The organism is Embleya sp. NPDC020630 (assembly GCF_044334985.1).
In the GTDB taxonomy this organism is placed as follows: Bacteria; Actinomycetota; Actinomycetes; order Streptomycetales; family Streptomycetaceae; genus Embleya.
In genome coordinates, this window is the sequence record NZ_JBIRUB010000011.1 from 237469 (window position 1) to 252918 (window position 15450).

Consider the following 15450-nt stretch of genomic DNA (forward strand, 5'->3'; position numbering starts at 1 on the left):
GGGCGACCGGGCCACACAATGGGCGACATGGTCGGCAAACGCGGCAAGGTCACCGGGGGAATCGGCCCCGGTCTGGTGGGCGAGGTCATGATCGAGGTACGCGGTGGGGTGGAGGCGTTCCTCGCGTACTCCGCGCTGCCCGGGGAGGAGCACGCCGTGGGGGAGCTGGTGGTGATCGTGGAGTATCTGCCGCCGCGCACGGTGTACGTGGCGTCGGCCTTCGGCTGAGCCGCGGATCGGCCCGGCCCGGCTTCGCGACGGGCGGCAACTGCCCCTGGGGAGCTCCCTCTTGGCGGCCTTCGGCCCGGCGAGGACACTCCGAGTCAGGCCGAAGGGGGAATGCTCCGTGCTCTACACCGTGCTCATCGTGCTCGGTCTGCTCATCGTCCTGGTCGTGGTCTTCAAGCTCATGTGGCGCGTCGCCGAGCCCAACGAGGCGCTGGTCATCTCCGGTTCCCGGCATCACACCGAGGGACTCGGCGAGGGCATGGGGTTTCGCATCGTCACCGGGCGCGGCACGCTCGTCCTGCCGTTCGTGCAGGCCGTACGCAAGCTCTCGCTCGACCTGAACGAGGCCGAGCTCAGCGTCGAATGTGTGACCACGCAGGGCATCCCGCTGCGGGTGCAGAGCGTGGTCATCTTCAAGATCGGCGACGACTACGTCTCGATCGCCAACGCGGCCAGGCGCTTTTTGGACCAGCAGAAGCAGATGGAGTCCCGGGTCCGCAAGGTGCTGGCCGGCCATCTGCGCTCGATCGTCGGCGGGCTGACCGTCGAGGACATGATCCGGGACCGGGAGAAGCTCACCGCGCATGTGCGCGCGGCGTCGGGGTCGGACATGGAAAAGCTCGGGCTGATCGTGGACAGCCTGCAGATCCAGGAGATCGAGGACCCGACGGGCTACATCAAGAACATGGCCGCGCCGCACACCGCTGCGGTGGTCCGCGACGCACGGATCGCCGAGGCGCTGGCCACCCGCAAGGCCACCGAGGCCGAGCAGGAGGCCAAGGCGCGGATGGCCCAGGCCACCCGGGACAGTGAGATCCAGCAGGCCGGCTACCAGGCCGAGCGGGACGAGGCCACCGCGCGCGCGGCGCAGGCGGGCCCGCTGGCCGACGCCGCCGCCAAGCAGGAGGTGGTGGTCCAGGAGACCCGGGTCGCCGAGCTGGAGGCCATGCGGCGCGAGCAACAGCTCCAGGCGGACGTACGCAAGCCGGCCGACGCGAAGGCGTACGAGATCCGCACCCGGGCCCAGGCCGAGCGCGACGCGCGGATCTCGGCGGCCGAGGCGAACGCCCGCGAGACCGAACTGGCCGCGATCGCCGACGCGGAGGCGACCAAGGTACGCGGTCTGGCCGCCGCCGAGGCCACGCTGGCCACCGGCAAGGCGCAGGCCGAGGCGGCCAAGGCCAAGGGTCTCGCCGAGGCGGCGGCCATCGCGGCCCGCGCGGCGGCGCTCGCGGAGAACCAGGAGGCCGTGGTCGCCCAGCAACTCGCCGAGAACTGGCCGGAGATCGTCCGCGCCGGCGCCGAGGCGTTCGGCAACGTCGACCACATGGTCCTGCTCAACGGCGGCGACGGCCTGGGCGACCTCTTCGCCAAGGCCCTCACCATGGGCGGCACCGGCCTCGGCATAGCCCGCCAACTCCTGTCCAACACCAACGGCACCAACGGCACCGCCCCCAAGCCCGACCCGTACCCGACCGACTCGGTCCGCGTCGAGGTCGAAATCGACGAGCCCCCCACCCCCGAACCCCTCACCGAGTCCGCGGAAAACTGACCCGCACGCCCACCCGGCCGGACCCCGCGATCGGGGCCCGGCCGTCGGCCCCGCGCCCTTGCTCCGGACCCGATGGCGGCGCCGTCGGCTACCGGCGCTTCTCGGCTTTTTGGCGGGCCACGTACGCGGCGGCCTGGGTGCGGCGTTCCATGCCGAGTTTGGCCAGGAGGCTGGAGACGTAGTTCTTGACCGTCTTCTCGGCCAGGTGCATCTCGGCGCCGATCTGGCGGTTGGTCATGCCCTCGCCGATCAGGTCCAGGATCCGACGCTCCTGCTCGCTGAGCGCGGCCAGGCGTTCGTCGCCGCGATCGCCGCCGCGCAGCCGTTCCAGCACGCGGGCGGTGGCCGCCGGGTCGAGCAGGGACCGGCCCGCGGCCACGTCGCGGACCGCGCCGACCAGGTCCGAGCCGCGGATGTCCTTGAGCACGTAGCCGGACGCGCCCGCCATGATCGCGTCGAACAGCGCCTCGTCGTCGGAGAACGAGGTGAGCATCAGACAGCGCACGTCGGGCAGTTGCGAGCGGATCTCGCGGCACACCTCGACCCCGTTGCCGTCCGGCAGCCGGACGTCGAGCACCGCGACCTGCGGCCGGGTCGCCGGGATGCGCACCAGCGCCTCGGCGGCGGTGCCGGCCTCGCCGACCACGTCGATGTCCGCCTCGATCGACAACAACTCGTGGACGCCCCGGCGTACCACTTCGTGATCATCGAGGAGGAATACCCGGATGCTTCCCTGATCAGTCACTTGTACAGGTTCCCACGCACTCTCGGCGGTCGCTCTGTGATGCCGCCGCACGGGCGGTTCGGGTCCGACACGCCGGCCATTTGTCGGAGAACCACAAAGGGGGCCGCCACGTTCGGGCCGGTCGCCACTACGTCCCGGCCGGACCGGTGGGTAACGTTGCGGTGTGCGGTTTCCGAACCGCATGCCTGTGCGCAGGCGCCTCCCGGATTCACCCGGGAATTCCTAGGAAATCCTAGGAAGTACAGCCACCAATCGCCGTGTCTGCACATCAAGGTAGCCGCGCACACCCCGCGCGGAACCGGGCCCGGCGATCCGGACCCGGTCCACGGCGACCCCGCGGACCGGACAGACGGAGGAGAGAACGTGGCAGTGGACAGTACGGACGGGACATTGTTTCCGCCCGATTCCGGAGCCGGTCCCGAGCTGATCCAGTTGCTCACCCCGGAGGGCGAGCGGGTCGAGCATCCGGATTACGCGGTCGACCTCTCGGACGACGAATACCTGGCGCTGTACCGCGACCTGGTGCTGGTGCGCCGCTTCGACGCCGAAGCCACCGCCCTCCAGCGGCAGGGCGAGTTGGGCCTGTGGGCCTCCCTGCTCGGCCAGGAGGCCGCGCAGATCGGTTCGGGGCGCGCGCTGCGTTCGACCGACTATGTGTTTCCCACGTACCGTGAACACGGCGTCGCATGGTGTCGCGGTGTCGATCCGCTGAATCTGCTCGGGATGTTCCGCGGCGTCAACAACGGCGGTTGGGATCCGCGCGAGAACAATTTCCATCTCTACACGATCGTCATCGGCGCACAGAGCCTGCACGGCGTCGGATACGCGATGGGTATGCAGCGTGACGGAACCGATGGAGCGGTCGTCACCTATTTCGGCGACGGCGCCTCCAGCCAGGGCGACGTCAACGAGGCATTCACCTTCGCGGCCGTGTTCAACGCCCCCGTGGTGTTCTTCTGCCAGAACAATCAGTGGGCGATCTCCGAACCCACCGAACGCCAGATGAAGGTGCCGCTGTATCGGCGCGCCGCCGGATTCGGCTTTCCCGGAGTTCGGGTCGACGGTAACGACGTGCTCGCGTGCCTGGCGGTGACCAGGGCGGCCCTGGACCGGGCCCGGCGCGGCGAGGGCCCGATGCTGATCGAGGCGTTCACCTATCGCATGGGCGCGCACACCACCTCCGACGACCCGACCCGCTATCGGTTGAGCGCGGAACTCGAGGAGTGGAAGCTCAAGGACCCGATCGAACGCCTCAAGGCCTTCCTGCACAAGCAGGGCATCGGCGACCCCGGGTTCTTCGCCGATCTGGAGGCGGAGAGCGAGGAATTGGGCAAGCGCGTGCGCAATGGCGTGCGCACCATGCCGGACCCGGATCCGGCCTCCATGTTCGCGAATGTCTATGCCGAGCCGCACCCGCTCGTGGAACGGGAACGGGCCGAGTTCGAGGCTTACCACGCGTCCTTCGTCGACGCCGGGGAGGACGGGCACTGATGGCTCCCGCACAGTCGACGGGCACGACCCGTCAGATGTCGATGGTGCAGGCGCTCAACACGGGACTGCGCAGGTCCCTGGAGAGCGACCCCAAGGTTTTGATCATGGGCGAGGACATCGGCAAGCTCGGCGGTGTCTTCCGGGTCACCGACGGCCTGCAGAAGGACTTCGGCGAGGACCGGGTGGTGGACACCCCGCTGGCCGAGTCCGGCATCGTGGGCACCGCGATCGGCCTCGCCCTCGCGGGCTACCGGCCGGTCGTGGAGATCCAGTTCGACGGTTTCGTCTTCCCCGCCTTCGACCAGATCGTCACCCAGCTCGCCAAGATGCACGCCCGCTCGCTGGGCTACGTGCGGCTGCCGATCGTGATCCGCATCCCCTTCGGCGGCGGCATCGGCGCGGTCGAGCACCACAGCGAGTCGCCGGAGGCGTACTTCGCGCACACCGCGGGCCTGCGCGTGGTGGCGTGCTCGAACCCGGTGGACGCCTACTGGATGATCCAGCAGGCGATCGCCTCCGACGACCCGGTGATCTTCCTGGAGCCCAAGCGGCGCTACTGGACCAAGGCCGAGGTGGACACCGCCGCCACCCCGGGACCGCTGTACGACTCCCGCGTGGTGCGCTCCGGCGACGCGTGCACCGTGCTCGCCTACGGCCCGATGGTGGCCACCTGCCTGGAGGCCGCCGCCGCGGCCGCCGAGGAGGGGCGCGAGCTGGAGGTGATCGACCTGCGCTCGGTGTCCCCGCTGGACTTCGACGCGATCGAGGAGTCGGTCAAGCGCACCGGACACCTGGTGGTCGTCCACGAGGCCCCGTCGTTCCTGGGCATCGGCGCGGAGGTGGCCGCGACCATCACCGAGCGCTGCTTCTACCACCTTCAGGCACCGGTGTTGCGGGTCGGCGGCTATCACACGCCGTACCCGCCGTCCCGGGTCGAGGAGGAGTACCTCCCCGACCTCGACCGTGTGCTCGATGCCGTCGACCGCTCCCTGGCCTGGTGAGGAACCCCATGTCCGAGGTGAAGAAGTTCCTGATGCCCGACGTCGGCGAGGGCCTGGAGGAGGCCGACATCGTCGTGTGGCACGTCAAGGTCGGCGACGCGGTGCACGACGGCCAGGTCATGGTCGAGGTGGAGACGGCGAAGGCGCTGGTCGAGCTGCCGTGTCCGTACGACGGCGTGGTGACCGAACTGCTGGCCGCCGAGGGCGACACGGTCGCGGTCGGCGCGCCGATCATCGCGGTCGCGCCCGCGGGCACCGCCGTGGCCGCGGCCGAGCCGGAGCGGGAGCAGGCCCTCGCGGCCGACCTCGTCCCGGAGCCGGTCGCCGAGCCGGTCGCCGATGCGCCGGCCCCCAGCGCCGCGCCGGCCCCGACCGAGGAGGCGGCCAAGGAGAAGGGCAAGGAGACCCGCACGGCGGTGCTCGTCGGCTACGGCGTACGCACCAGCAGCGGCAAACGGCGACCCCGCAGGACCGACGCTGCGGCGCCGACGAACGGAGCGGCCCGCCCCGCCCCCGCCGGCGGCTCCCTCGCCCTCGCCAAGCCGCCGGTCCGCAAGCTGGCCCGGGACCTGGGCGTGGACCTCGCGTCGGTACAGCCCTCCGGCCCCGGCGGCACCGTCACCCGCGAGGACGTGCACGCCGCCGCCCGCCCGACGCCCGCGCCCGCGGCGCAGCCGTTCCAGGCGACCGGACCGGGCGAGACGATCGCCGGCGAGCGGCGCATCCCGGTCAAGGGCGTGCGCAAGGCCACCGCGCAGGCGATGGTGGCCAGCGCGTTCTCCGCGCCGCACGTCACCGAGTGGGTGACGGTGGACGTGACCCGCACCGTCAAACTCGTGCGCAAGCTGCGCGAGCTGCCCGACTTCGAGGGCACCAAGGTGAGCCCGCTGCTCCTGGTCGCCCGGGCGCTGCTGGTGGCGATCGCCCGGCATCCGGAGATCAACGCCTCCTGGGACGAGGCTAACCAGGAGATCGTCGTCCGGGACCGGATCAACCTGGGCATCGCCGCGGCCACCCCGCGCGGTCTGATCGTGCCGAACATCAAGGACGCGGGCGGCAAGAGCCTGACCGCGCTCGCCGGCGCGCTCACCGAGCTGGTGGCCACCGCGCGGGAGGGCCGCACCTCGCCCGCCGACCTGGCCCGCGGCACGGTCACCATCACCAACGTGGGTGTGTTCGGGGTGGACGGCGGCACACCGATCCTCAACCCGGGCGAGGCCGCGATCCTGGCGGTGGGCGCGATCCGCGAGCAGCCGTGGGTGCACAAGGGCAAGGTCAAGCCCCGGCAGGTGACCACGCTGTCGTTGTCGTTCGACCACCGCATGGTGGACGGCGAGTTGGGCTCGCGCGTGCTGGCCGACGTGGCGCAGATGCTGGAGCGGCCGAAGTTGCTGTTCGTACGCGGCTGATCCGCGGTTGCGGACTTCGTCCGGCCGGGCCCTGTTCGGGGCCCGGCCGGACGTATGTCCGACGGCGTCCGATAATGTATGTGTACTGTGAAGCCAACCGCGGACCCAGCGCCCACCCGGCTCGGCGGCCGAATCGCCTGGATCATGTGGGCGGTGGCGGCCTCGGTGTACGTCGTCGCGGTGTTCCATCGCAGCAGCCTCGGGGTCGCCGGGATCGAGGCCCAGGAGCGCTTCCACGTCTCCGCGTCGCAGCTCTCCCTCTTCCCGATGTTGCAACTGCTCGTCTACGCGGGCCTGCAGATACCCGTCGGCGCGCTCACCGACCGGTTCGGCGCCAAGCGGGTGCTCGGGTGCGGTCTGGTGCTGATGACGGCGGGACAGTTCACCTTCGCCTTCGCGCACGGTTTCCCGGGCGCGGTGCTCGCCCGGGTCCTGGTCGGCATGGGCGACGCGATGACCTTCGTGAGCGTGCTGCGCGTGGTGGCGGTGTGGTTCCCGCCGAACCGGGTCGCGGTGCTGACCCAGTTGACCGCGCTGCTCGGGATGGCCGGCAACCTGGCCGGCGCCACCCCGCTCGCCGGGGCGCTGCACGCGTTCGGCTGGAGCCGCACCTTCGCCGTCTCGGCCGGGGTCGGCGTGCTGGTCCTGGTGGTGCTCCTGCTCGTACTGCGCGACAATCCCGGCGCCGCGGTGCGCACCCGGCCGGCGGGCGGTCCCGGCATGTGGTCCCAGGTCCGCGCCGCGTGGGCGGAGCCCGGCACCCGGCTCGGCCTGTGGGCGCACTGGGCGTGCGGCTGCCTGCCGCAGGTGTTCCTGATGCTCTGGGGCTTCCCGTTCCTGGTCGAGGGCCAGGGCCTGTCCAAGGGGGCCGCGAGCGCGCTGCTCACCGTCGCGATCGTGATCAACATGCTCGCGTGCCTGGTGGTCGGCCCGCTGGTGACCCGCCGGCCGGGCAGCCGGCTCGTGCTGTGCGTGGGACAGCCCGTGCTCGCCGTCGCGGCCTGGGCGGCGGTACTGATCCCGAGCGAACCCTCGCCGCTGTGGCTCCTGGTCCTGCTGGCCCTGGTGATCGGGCCCGGCGGCGCGTTGTCCCTGGTCGGCATGGAGTTCGCCCGGGCGGGCAATCCGCCGCAGCGCCTGGGCACCGTGTCCGGCATCGTCAACGTCGGCGGATTCGCCGCCGCCACCCTGTGCCTGTTCGCCATCGGCCTGGTCCTGGACCTGGTCGAGCCCGGCGGCGGCGAGCACGGCCTGAACGCGTACCGCGTGGCGATGGCGGTGCAGGCCGTGCCGCTGCTCCTGGGTGTCGTACAGGTGCTGCGCTACGCCCGCAAGGCCGCGGGCCGCGAACGGCGGCCCGAACCGGTGTGCGTGGTGGCCCGGCGCGTGCCCGAGCGCGAGAGCGTGTCCGACGCGGGCTGAGGCCGCGCCGATCGCCCCACCGCACTCCGGACACCCTCGCGGGCGGGCGACGGCTCAGGGCGTGACGGCCATGCTGCCCAGGATGCGCTGCGCGAGGTCGGGGTCGCCCTCGATCCGCACCTCGGCCCGGTTCGGCGCGACCCGACCGCACATCAACCGCACGAACGTCTCCCAGTCGGTGGCGATCGACACCAGCGGCCCCAGCGGGACCCGGCCGTCGAGCCGGCCCCGGCCGTTCTCGTCCACCGTGACCGTGCGCATGAACTCCACCGGCCCGGTCACGTCGAACACCACGGACGCGCCCGCCGGCGCCTTGGCGTCCTTGGCCACCACCCGGGCCAGCCCGGCGAGCAGGAAGTCGCGGGTGATCAGCGCGGCCGGCGAGTCCAGATTGCCGGGCTCCCCGATCGCGCGCCGCACGTCCTGCTCGTGCACCCACACGTCGAACACCCGCTGGGTGAGCAGGAAGCGGTACGGGACGCTGCGGCCCATGATCCCGCGCACCTCGTCGTCCGGCGCCCGGTCGCACTCGTCGAGCATCCGGCGCCGGCGCAGGATCACGTACTCCAGTTCGCCGGTCATCTCCGGCGAGGTGTGGCAGCGCCGCACGTCCACCGGTATCTCGGTGTAGCGGCTGAACTCGTCGTGCACATGTCGGAGATCGCGCGGCAGCGTGTGGATCGGCCGCGGATCGCCGAGCAGTTCCGACTCGATGCCGATCACGTGGGACACCACGTCCCGGACCGACCAGCCCGGGCACTCGGTCGGGCTGCTCCACCGGCCCTCGGTCAGGGTGGAGACCAGATCTTTGAGGGAGCGCACCGAGTGCTCCCAGGCGTCGACGTGCGTTTTCAGGTCGATGGTCACGTACTACCTCTCGTCGCTGCGTCACCGGTCGAATGGAGGGGAGCGACCGTTGCTTTGACGTGGTCCGGGATCCTGGCAGGCACGTTACGCTGCCAAAGATCCTGCGGTCAGCCCGTTCGCGGGAAGCAAGCGGTGTAGGTGAGGGGAAAGTGCGCGTTTCGCTCGTACAACTCGACGTCGACCCGGCGGTGCCCGCCCGCGAGCGCCTGGCCGAGGTGACCGCGCTGGTCCGAGGCCGACGCGGCGACCACCTCGTGGTGCTGCCGGAACTGTGGCTGCACACGGGTTGGGTCTACGACGACTGGGAGACGGACGCCGAGGGCGTACGCGGTCCGGCGGCCCAGGCGATGGGCCGCGCGGCGCGCGACGCCGGCGTCTGGCTGCACGCCGGCAGCATCATCGAACGCGGCCCGGACGACAACCTCTACAACACGTCGCTGGTCTTCGACCCCGACGGCGCGTTGCGCGGCACCTACCGCAAGATCCACCGCTTCGGCTTCACCGGGGGAGAGGCCGCGCTGATCTCGCGCGGCACCGAGACCGCGCAGGTCCGCATGCCGTGGGCCGAGGTGGGCCTGGCGACGTGCTACGACCTGCGCTTCCCGGAGTTGTTCCGGCGCATCCTGGACGCGGGTGCGGAGGTGCTGGTGCTGCCCGCCGCGTGGCCGGCGCGGCGGGTCGAGCACTGGCGCGTGTTGTCCCGCGCCCGCGCGATCGAGAACCAGATGTTCGTGCTCGCCTGCAACGTCACCGGCGAGCAGGGCGGTCAGGCGATGGGCGGGCACAGCATGGTGATCGACCCGTGGGGCGAGATCGTCGCCGAGGCGGGGACCGAACAGACCGTGCTGACCGCCGAGATCGACCCGGCGCTGGTCGCCAAGACCCGCGAGGACTTCCCGGTGCTGCAAAACCGGGTGTTCTGAGCCGCGGAATTCGTCGGGAGCCGGCCCGCGGCGCGATGCCGTGGGCCGGCTTCACAGGTAGATGTTCTCGATCTCCTTGCCCGCCGCGTCGTACGCCTTGAGTTCGTACGCGGGCGCCGCCTTGCGTGCGGTCACGACCAGGACGTAGACGCGCGTCTCGGGGTCGATCTGCACGGGGTGGATCACCACCGGGTCCTTGTGCCCCCGCCAGGTGACCTCCAGATAGGCGACGTCGGGGGAGACCTCGGCCTGGAACGCCGCCGCGTACAGGTCCTTCTCGCCCTCGACGGGGCCGAGGGAGCCGCCGCCGCCGAACCGGTTGTGGTCGTTCGCCTTGTCCTTCGCGGTCCGCCCCGGGCGGACGTTGCACGCCGCCCCGAAGTCTCCGACGAAATGCTTCTCGACTTCCTCGAAGCAGGTGCGCTCGGGACCCTCCGTCCAGGCCCGGTACGTCCACGACCTCCCCGCCACCACGCCCGTGCCCACGATGTCGGGCGAAGCACCGGGAGGGCGGGTGCCGGCATCGACGGAGACGATGTCGTTGGAATTGCCGTCCTCGTCCAGCACACCCCCCGCGATGACCGCGCCGCCGCCGCCCAACACCAGCGCGGTCACCGTCGCCACGCCGAACGTGAACCCGCGCCAACGGCGCTTGCGCGAGTCGCGGATCGCCGCGTCGGCCGTCGGCGGGGTCAACCGCGCCGCCTCGATCTCTGCCATGAACGCCTCCCTCAGTGCGGTGCCGTCGTCGGCCATGGCCGCACCTCCGTATCCGAAGTCGAGGGGGATTCCGTCTGTTCCGGGAACAGATCGGTCAGTTGGGGATCCCTGCGAAGTTGGGCGAGTCCCTTGAACGTCTGGCTGCGCACCGTACCGACCGCACAACGGAGGATCTGCGCGACCTCGGACTCCGGACGGTCCTCCCAGTAGCGCAGCACCACCGCCGCCCGTCGACCCGCCGGCAACCGGCCCAACGCGGCCATCAGCACGCTGCGTTCGGCCACCGCGCCGGTCGAGTCGGGTCCGGCCCGATCCGGCAGCCGGTCGGTGAGGAAGTGCGTCACCCGGCGGACCCGGACCCGGGACAGATGGGTGTTCACCATGATCCGCCGCACGTAGGCGTCGGGGCTCTGCGCCGCGGACACGCGGGTCCAGGACGTATACGCCTTGGTCAGCGTGGCCTGGGCCAGGTCCTCGGCTTCGTCGCGATCGCCGCACAGCAGGTACGCGGTGCGCACCAGAGCCGTCCGCCGGGCCTCGACGAAGACGCGGAACTCGTCTTCTTCCCGTTGGGATCTCAACCGTGCCCCCTTTCACCCGAACAGACGTGTGGGGGCAGGCGGTTCTATGCCGAACCCGCCGAACCGTCGGCGGTCGGCGGGTCGGCGGGCTCCGCGCGGGCTCAGTCCTCGTCGTCGCTCAACCGGTCCACGCACACCGCGATCGCGATGATCAACGCATGATCCCAGCCGGGCGCGATGTCGATGCCGTAGGTGTCCCGCACCCGCAGCCACTTGCGGGTGATCTGGGCGACCGGCCCGTTCGGTCCGGAGATCCCGTACTCGTGGTGGAACATGTCGCCGCGCACCGTGAGTTCGGCCCCGACCGCGAGCTCCACCGTGAACGCCTCGTGCAGCGGGGTGAACATCTTCTTGCGCACCGTGGCGACCGTCTCGCCGGTCGCGTCCTGCACCTTCATCGAATGATGGATGCTGACGATCTTCTTCTTCACGGTCGCCAACACCGTGCCGGCGGAATCCTTGAGCTCCAGCCGGTCGTGCAGGGTCAGTGCCTTGCCGTCGACCAGATAGACCTTCTCCCCGTCCTCGGTGGTGACCCAGAAGTCGTCGCCGATCGCGAACATCTTCTCCCGCACGAGATAGCGGCCGGGCGGAATCCCCGGGTAGAGCTGGGTGCTGCCGTCGTACTCGTCCCCGAACACTGGTGCCTCCACGGTCGCCTCACCTTGTCGGCAGACTGCCCGATATGGCGGCGTTCAGTCGTCTTCGGCACGCCGGCGTGCGGCGGTACGGATACACCCGGTTGGGTGGGGTGCGGCCCGTACCCGCGCGGGCCGGCGGCTCGCGACCGAGGTGGATGGTTCACTTCGAATCATGAGCAGCACCGCGCGTCGAGCCAGGGTCCGGGCCCCCGAGCTGTCCGGTTCCGGAGGCTGGATCAACACCGCCGGCCCGGGCCCGACGCTGGCCGCGCTGCGCGGGCGGATCGTGCTGCTGGACTTCTGGACCTCCGCCTGCGTGAACTGCCACCACGTGCTGGCCGAGTTGCGCGGCCTGGAGGAGCGCCACCGCGACGTGCTGACCGTGATCGGCGTGCACTCGCCCAAGTTCGAACACGAGGCGGAACACGGCACGGTGGTGTGCGCGGTACAGCGGCACGAGGTATGCCACCCGGTCCTGGACGACCCGGAGCTGAGCACCTGGAAGCAGTACGCGGTGCACGCCTGGCCGACCCTGGTGGTCGTCGATCCCGAGGGCTACGTGGTCGCGCAACTGTCCGGCGAGGGCCACGCGGGCGAGATCGAGACGCTGATCGCCGACCTGGTCGCCGAGCACGACGGCAAGGGCACGCTGCGCCGGTCCGCCGAGGAGGTCGACCGGCCCGAGACCCCGCGCACCGACCTGCGCTTCCCGGGCCAGGTGCTCCGGCTGCCGTCGGGGGCGCTCCTGGTCGCCGACACCGGCCACCACTCGCTCGCCGAACTCTCCGACGACGGGCGCACGGTGCTGCGCCGGATCGGGACCGGGCGGCGCGGGCTGCTCGACGGCGGACCCCGGCACGCGATGCTGGCCGAGCCGCACGGCATGGCGCTGCTGCCGCCCGAGGTGGCCGCACACGTGCGCTACGACGTGGTGGTCGCCGACACCGCCAACCACGCGCTGCGCGGCGTCTCGCTGGCCACCGGGTCGATCCGGACCGTCGCGGGCACGGGCCGGCAGCGCCGACGCGGCGCGGAGGACCACGGCGCGGCCCGCACGATCGACCTCTCCAGCCCGTGGGACGTGGCGTGGTTCGGCGGCCGGATCATCGTGGCGATGGCCGGGGTCCACCAGCTCTGGGAGTTCGACCCGGTGGGCGAGGGGGTCGGGGTGCTGGCCGGCACCACCGACGAGGGCATGGAGGACGGCCCGGTGGACACCGCATGCCTCGCTCAGCCCTCGGGCCTGGCGGTCTCCCCCGACGGCCATACGTTGTGGCTGGTGGACGCGGAGAGTTCGGCGCTGCGCCGGCTCGTGGACGGCGGCATCGAGACGGTGGTCGGGCGCGGCCTGTTCGACTTCGGCCTGCGCGACGGCCCGGCCGAGCACGCGCTGTTCCAACACCCGCTGGGCGTGGATACGTTGCCGGACGGCTCGGTGGTGGTCGCGGACACCTACAACGGCGCCGTGCGGCGCTACGACCCCTCGGACGGGTTCGTGTCGACCCTGCTCACCGGTCTGGAGGAGCCGGCCGCGGTGGCGGTGGTGGCCGACATGGACGAGGACCTGTACCTGACCGTGGTCGAGTCCTCGGCCCACCGGGTCCGCAAATTCCGCCTCCCGCACACGTAGCCGCGGGTCCGGGGAGCGGCCGCGCGCATCGCGGGCCGCTCCCCGGGCGCTCGTGCTCAGCCCTCCAGGAACGCCGCGGCGGCCGAGGCGAGCAGGAACGGGTCGTCGGCGCCGCAGAGTTCGCGCGAGGAGTGCATCGACAGGCATGCCGCGCCGACGTCCACGGTCTCGATGCCGAGGCGAGTGGCGGTGATCGGGCCGATCGTGGTGCCGCAGGGAAGGGAGTTGATCCCCACGAAGACCTGCGCCGGCACCCCCGCACGCTCGCACGCGGCGGTCCACACGGCCCGACCGCGCGCGTCGGTGGCGTAGCGCTGATTGGCGTTGACCTTGAGGATCGGGCCGCCGTTGGGTACGGGGTGGTGGCCCGGCTCGTGTCGACCGACGTAGTTCGGGTGTACCGCGTGCCCGACGTCGCTGGAGAGGTGGAACGAGTCGGCGAACGCCCGCGCGCGGTCGTCGAGCGAGCCACCGCGCCCGCTGACGATCCGGGTCAGCACCGTCTCCAGGAGCGGCCCGCCCGCGCCGGTGGTGGAGTCGCTGCCGGTCTCCTCGTGGTCGAACGCGCCGAGTACCGGGATGTGCACCGCCCCCTCGTGCGCGGCGGCGAGCAGCGCGGCCAGCCCCGCGTGCACCGACAGCAGGTTGTCCAGGCGCGGCGCGGCGAGCAGTTCGCGATCGCGGCCGAGGTAACTCGGCTTCTGCACGTCGTGGACCATCAGGTCCCACCCGGTGACGTCGCCGGCGGGCACCCCGGCCTCCTCGGCCACGAATCGGATCAGCGCGCCCTCGTCGACCGGGCCGAGGCCCCAGATCGGGGTCATGTGCTGCTGCTTGTCCAGTTGCAGCCCGGCCTCGTTGACCGCGCGGTCCAGGTGGATCGCCAACTGCGGCACCCGCAGCAGCGGCCGGTCGACGAAGACCAGGCGCTCGCGGCCGTCGCGCAGCACGATCCGGCCGGACAGGCCGAGGTCGCGGTCCAGCCAGGAGTTCAGCAGCGGGCCGCCGTACACCTCGACGGCGATCTGCCGCCAGCCGGCCGCGCCGGTGTCGGGCAGCGGCTTGACCCGCAGCGTCGGCGAGTCGGTGTGCGCGCCGACGATCCGGAAGCCGCGGGTGCTCTCCGCGCCCTCCGGCACGTACCAGGCCACGATCGCGCCGCCGCGCAGCACGTAGCGCCCGCCCGCCTCGCCGTCCCACGCGGCCGTCTCCTCGAGCCGCCGAAAGCCCGCCGCCTCCAGCCGCTCGGCCACGTTCGCGGCCGCGTGGTAGGGGGACGGGCTGGCGCCGATGAACGCGATCAGATCATCGGTGTGACTCCGGTCGAAGCGCGGCGAGGGCATGCATACTCCAAGGTGCGCGGCCCGCTCGGCCGCGAGGATCGTGGCGGTTGTCCGCCGACGAGCCTACGCCCCGCCCCCGGCGCGGCCCGGAGCGGCGACCCGGTGGGCGCGGTTCAGCCGAAGCTCACCCGGTCGAGCCAGAACGCGAGCAGGTCGGCGTCGCCGAGGATCTCGACGTCCGCCTCGGCGGGGGTGCGCCGCTTGTAGGTGACCAGCAACAACTCGACCAGCGGCCCGCGCAGCGCCACCGCGGCCTTCTCGTGCGTCCGCCGCCAGGTGATCGTGTCGCCGGTGAGGTCGAGCACCCACTCCGCGTCCGCGACGTCGGTGGCGTGCAGGTGCACGGTGCGGCCGGGGCCGAGCAGTTCGCGCATCCGCGGGTGGACCTCGAAGTGCATGGGCAGCGCGCCGAGTTCCATCCATTCGTCGAGCGCGTCCGCGGCGACCTCGTGGTCCAGGACGTAGTCCGCGCCGAGCGCGAGCGTCGCGTCGGCCCGGTGCAGCGCGGTCTCGTGGGTGAAGCGCCGGGCGTAGAACGTCGCGGTGCCGCCGGTGACCGGCGTCCACAGCGCCGCGTCGGGCCCGGCCTCGCGCAACGCCTCCGCCAACGCCGCGGCCCCCTCGGCCAGCCACGGCCCGAGTACGGCGGGATCCTCGTGGGTGTACGCGGCCAGGTCGCGGAAGTCCTGATCGGCGACCGGCTCGGCGGCCCGGCTCCGGACCGTCTTCGCCGCCCAGCGCTGGCCGCCGCCCAGATGCCGCAACAACTGCCCGACGTTCCACCCGGGACAGGACGGCACGGGCACGGTCAGGTCGGCCCCCTCGATCGTGGCCCGAAGCAGATCGGTCTGCGCGACGATCTCGGCGCAGTGGCGGTCGTGGCTCAGCGAAGTCATG

General features: G+C 71.7%; 14 protein-coding genes and 1 pseudogene. 8 read left to right on the plus strand and 7 right to left on the minus strand.

Annotated features, from left to right (window positions below):
- Positions 1 to 18 precede the first annotated feature (18 nt).
- Both ACH4XV_RS32210 and ACH4XV_RS32215 read left to right on the plus strand, forming a co-directional pair.
- Positions 19 to 228, plus strand: coding sequence for a hypothetical protein (locus ACH4XV_RS32210; protein ID WP_126640305.1), 210 nt, complete (start codon positions 19 to 21; stop codon positions 226 to 228).
- Between the two features lie 181 nt (positions 229 to 409).
- Positions 410 to 1780, plus strand: coding sequence for a flotillin family protein (locus ACH4XV_RS32215; RefSeq protein WP_395795886.1), 1371 nt, complete (start codon positions 410 to 412; stop codon positions 1778 to 1780).
- A gap of 88 nt (positions 1781 to 1868) precedes the next feature.
- On the opposite strand, the gene ACH4XV_RS32220 is transcribed toward ACH4XV_RS32215, so the two are convergent.
- Positions 1869 to 2525 carry a response regulator gene (locus ACH4XV_RS32220; protein WP_395795842.1) on the minus strand — a complete coding sequence of 219 codons (657 nt, stop codon included), beginning with the start codon at positions 2523 to 2525 and terminating at the stop codon, positions 1869 to 1871.
- A 363-nt stretch (positions 2526 to 2888) separates the two neighbouring features.
- Here ACH4XV_RS32220 and pdhA point away from each other — a divergent pair, with 363 nt between their 5' ends.
- The 4 genes from pdhA to ACH4XV_RS32240 all read left to right on the plus strand — a co-directional run bounded on the left by pdhA (position 2889) and on the right by ACH4XV_RS32240 (position 7848).
- Positions 2889 to 4016 (plus strand): pyruvate dehydrogenase (acetyl-transferring) E1 component subunit alpha, encoded by a 1128-nt coding sequence (gene pdhA, locus ACH4XV_RS32225; protein WP_395795843.1) that lies wholly within the window; start codon positions 2889 to 2891, stop codon positions 4014 to 4016.
- Complete coding sequence (locus ACH4XV_RS32230; RefSeq protein ID WP_395795844.1) at positions 4016 to 5017, plus strand: alpha-ketoacid dehydrogenase subunit beta; 1002 nt, start codon at positions 4016 to 4018, stop codon at positions 5015 to 5017. The genes pdhA and ACH4XV_RS32230 overlap by 1 nt, the downstream gene beginning before the upstream one ends.
- An 8-nt stretch (positions 5018 to 5025) precedes the next feature.
- The gene (locus tag ACH4XV_RS32235) at positions 5026 to 6426 is read left to right on the plus strand and encodes a dihydrolipoamide acetyltransferase family protein (RefSeq protein WP_395795845.1); all 1401 of its coding nucleotides are present in this window, start codon (positions 5026 to 5028) and stop codon (positions 6424 to 6426) included.
- A gap of 87 nt (positions 6427 to 6513) precedes the next feature.
- Positions 6514 to 7848, plus strand: a complete 1335-nt coding sequence (locus ACH4XV_RS32240; protein ID WP_395795846.1) for an MFS transporter — start codon at positions 6514 to 6516, stop codon at positions 7846 to 7848.
- 54 nt (positions 7849 to 7902) lie between these two features.
- Here ACH4XV_RS32240 and ACH4XV_RS32245 read toward each other — a convergent pair whose 3' ends face one another.
- Positions 7903 to 8715, minus strand: coding sequence for a maleylpyruvate isomerase family mycothiol-dependent enzyme (locus ACH4XV_RS32245; protein ID WP_395795847.1), 813 nt, complete (start codon positions 8713 to 8715; stop codon positions 7903 to 7905).
- Between the two features lie 149 nt (positions 8716 to 8864).
- Here ACH4XV_RS32245 and ACH4XV_RS32250 point away from each other — a divergent pair, with 149 nt between their 5' ends.
- On the plus strand, positions 8865 to 9638 hold the full coding sequence (locus ACH4XV_RS32250; RefSeq protein ID WP_380030549.1) for a carbon-nitrogen family hydrolase: 774 nt from the start codon (positions 8865 to 8867) through the stop codon (positions 9636 to 9638).
- Between the two features lie 51 nt (positions 9639 to 9689).
- Here the strand turns inward: ACH4XV_RS32250 and ACH4XV_RS32255 are convergent, their stop codons facing one another.
- The 3 genes from ACH4XV_RS32255 to ACH4XV_RS32265 all read right to left on the minus strand — a co-directional run bounded on the left by ACH4XV_RS32255 (position 9690) and on the right by ACH4XV_RS32265 (position 11592).
- Positions 9690 to 10358, minus strand: a complete 669-nt coding sequence (locus ACH4XV_RS32255) for a hypothetical protein (RefSeq protein ID WP_395795848.1) — start codon at positions 10356 to 10358, stop codon at positions 9690 to 9692.
- Between the two features lie 11 nt (positions 10359 to 10369).
- On the minus strand, positions 10370 to 10939 hold the full coding sequence (locus tag ACH4XV_RS32260) for a SigE family RNA polymerase sigma factor (protein WP_395795849.1): 570 nt from the start codon (positions 10937 to 10939) through the stop codon (positions 10370 to 10372).
- Between the two features lie 101 nt (positions 10940 to 11040).
- The gene (locus tag ACH4XV_RS32265; protein WP_395795850.1) at positions 11041 to 11592 is read right to left on the minus strand and encodes an LURP-one-related/scramblase family protein; all 552 of its coding nucleotides are present in this window, start codon (positions 11590 to 11592) and stop codon (positions 11041 to 11043) included.
- A 160-nt stretch (positions 11593 to 11752) separates the two neighbouring features.
- Between ACH4XV_RS32265 and ACH4XV_RS32270 the strand changes: the two are divergent.
- Positions 11753 to 13201: pseudogene (locus ACH4XV_RS32270) on the plus strand (thioredoxin-like domain-containing protein); the annotation flags it as partial.
- A gap of 65 nt (positions 13202 to 13266) precedes the next feature.
- Here ACH4XV_RS32270 and ACH4XV_RS32275 read toward each other — a convergent pair.
- Both ACH4XV_RS32275 and ACH4XV_RS32280 read right to left on the minus strand, forming a co-directional pair.
- Positions 13267 to 14553, minus strand: a complete 1287-nt coding sequence (locus ACH4XV_RS32275) for a M18 family aminopeptidase (protein WP_395795851.1) — start codon at positions 14551 to 14553, stop codon at positions 13267 to 13269.
- A 113-nt stretch (positions 14554 to 14666) separates the two neighbouring features.
- A complete protein-coding gene (locus ACH4XV_RS32280) occupies positions 14667 to 15449 on the minus strand; it encodes a maleylpyruvate isomerase family mycothiol-dependent enzyme (protein WP_395795852.1) in 783 nt (260 codons plus the stop codon).
- Position 15450 lies beyond the last annotated feature (1 nt).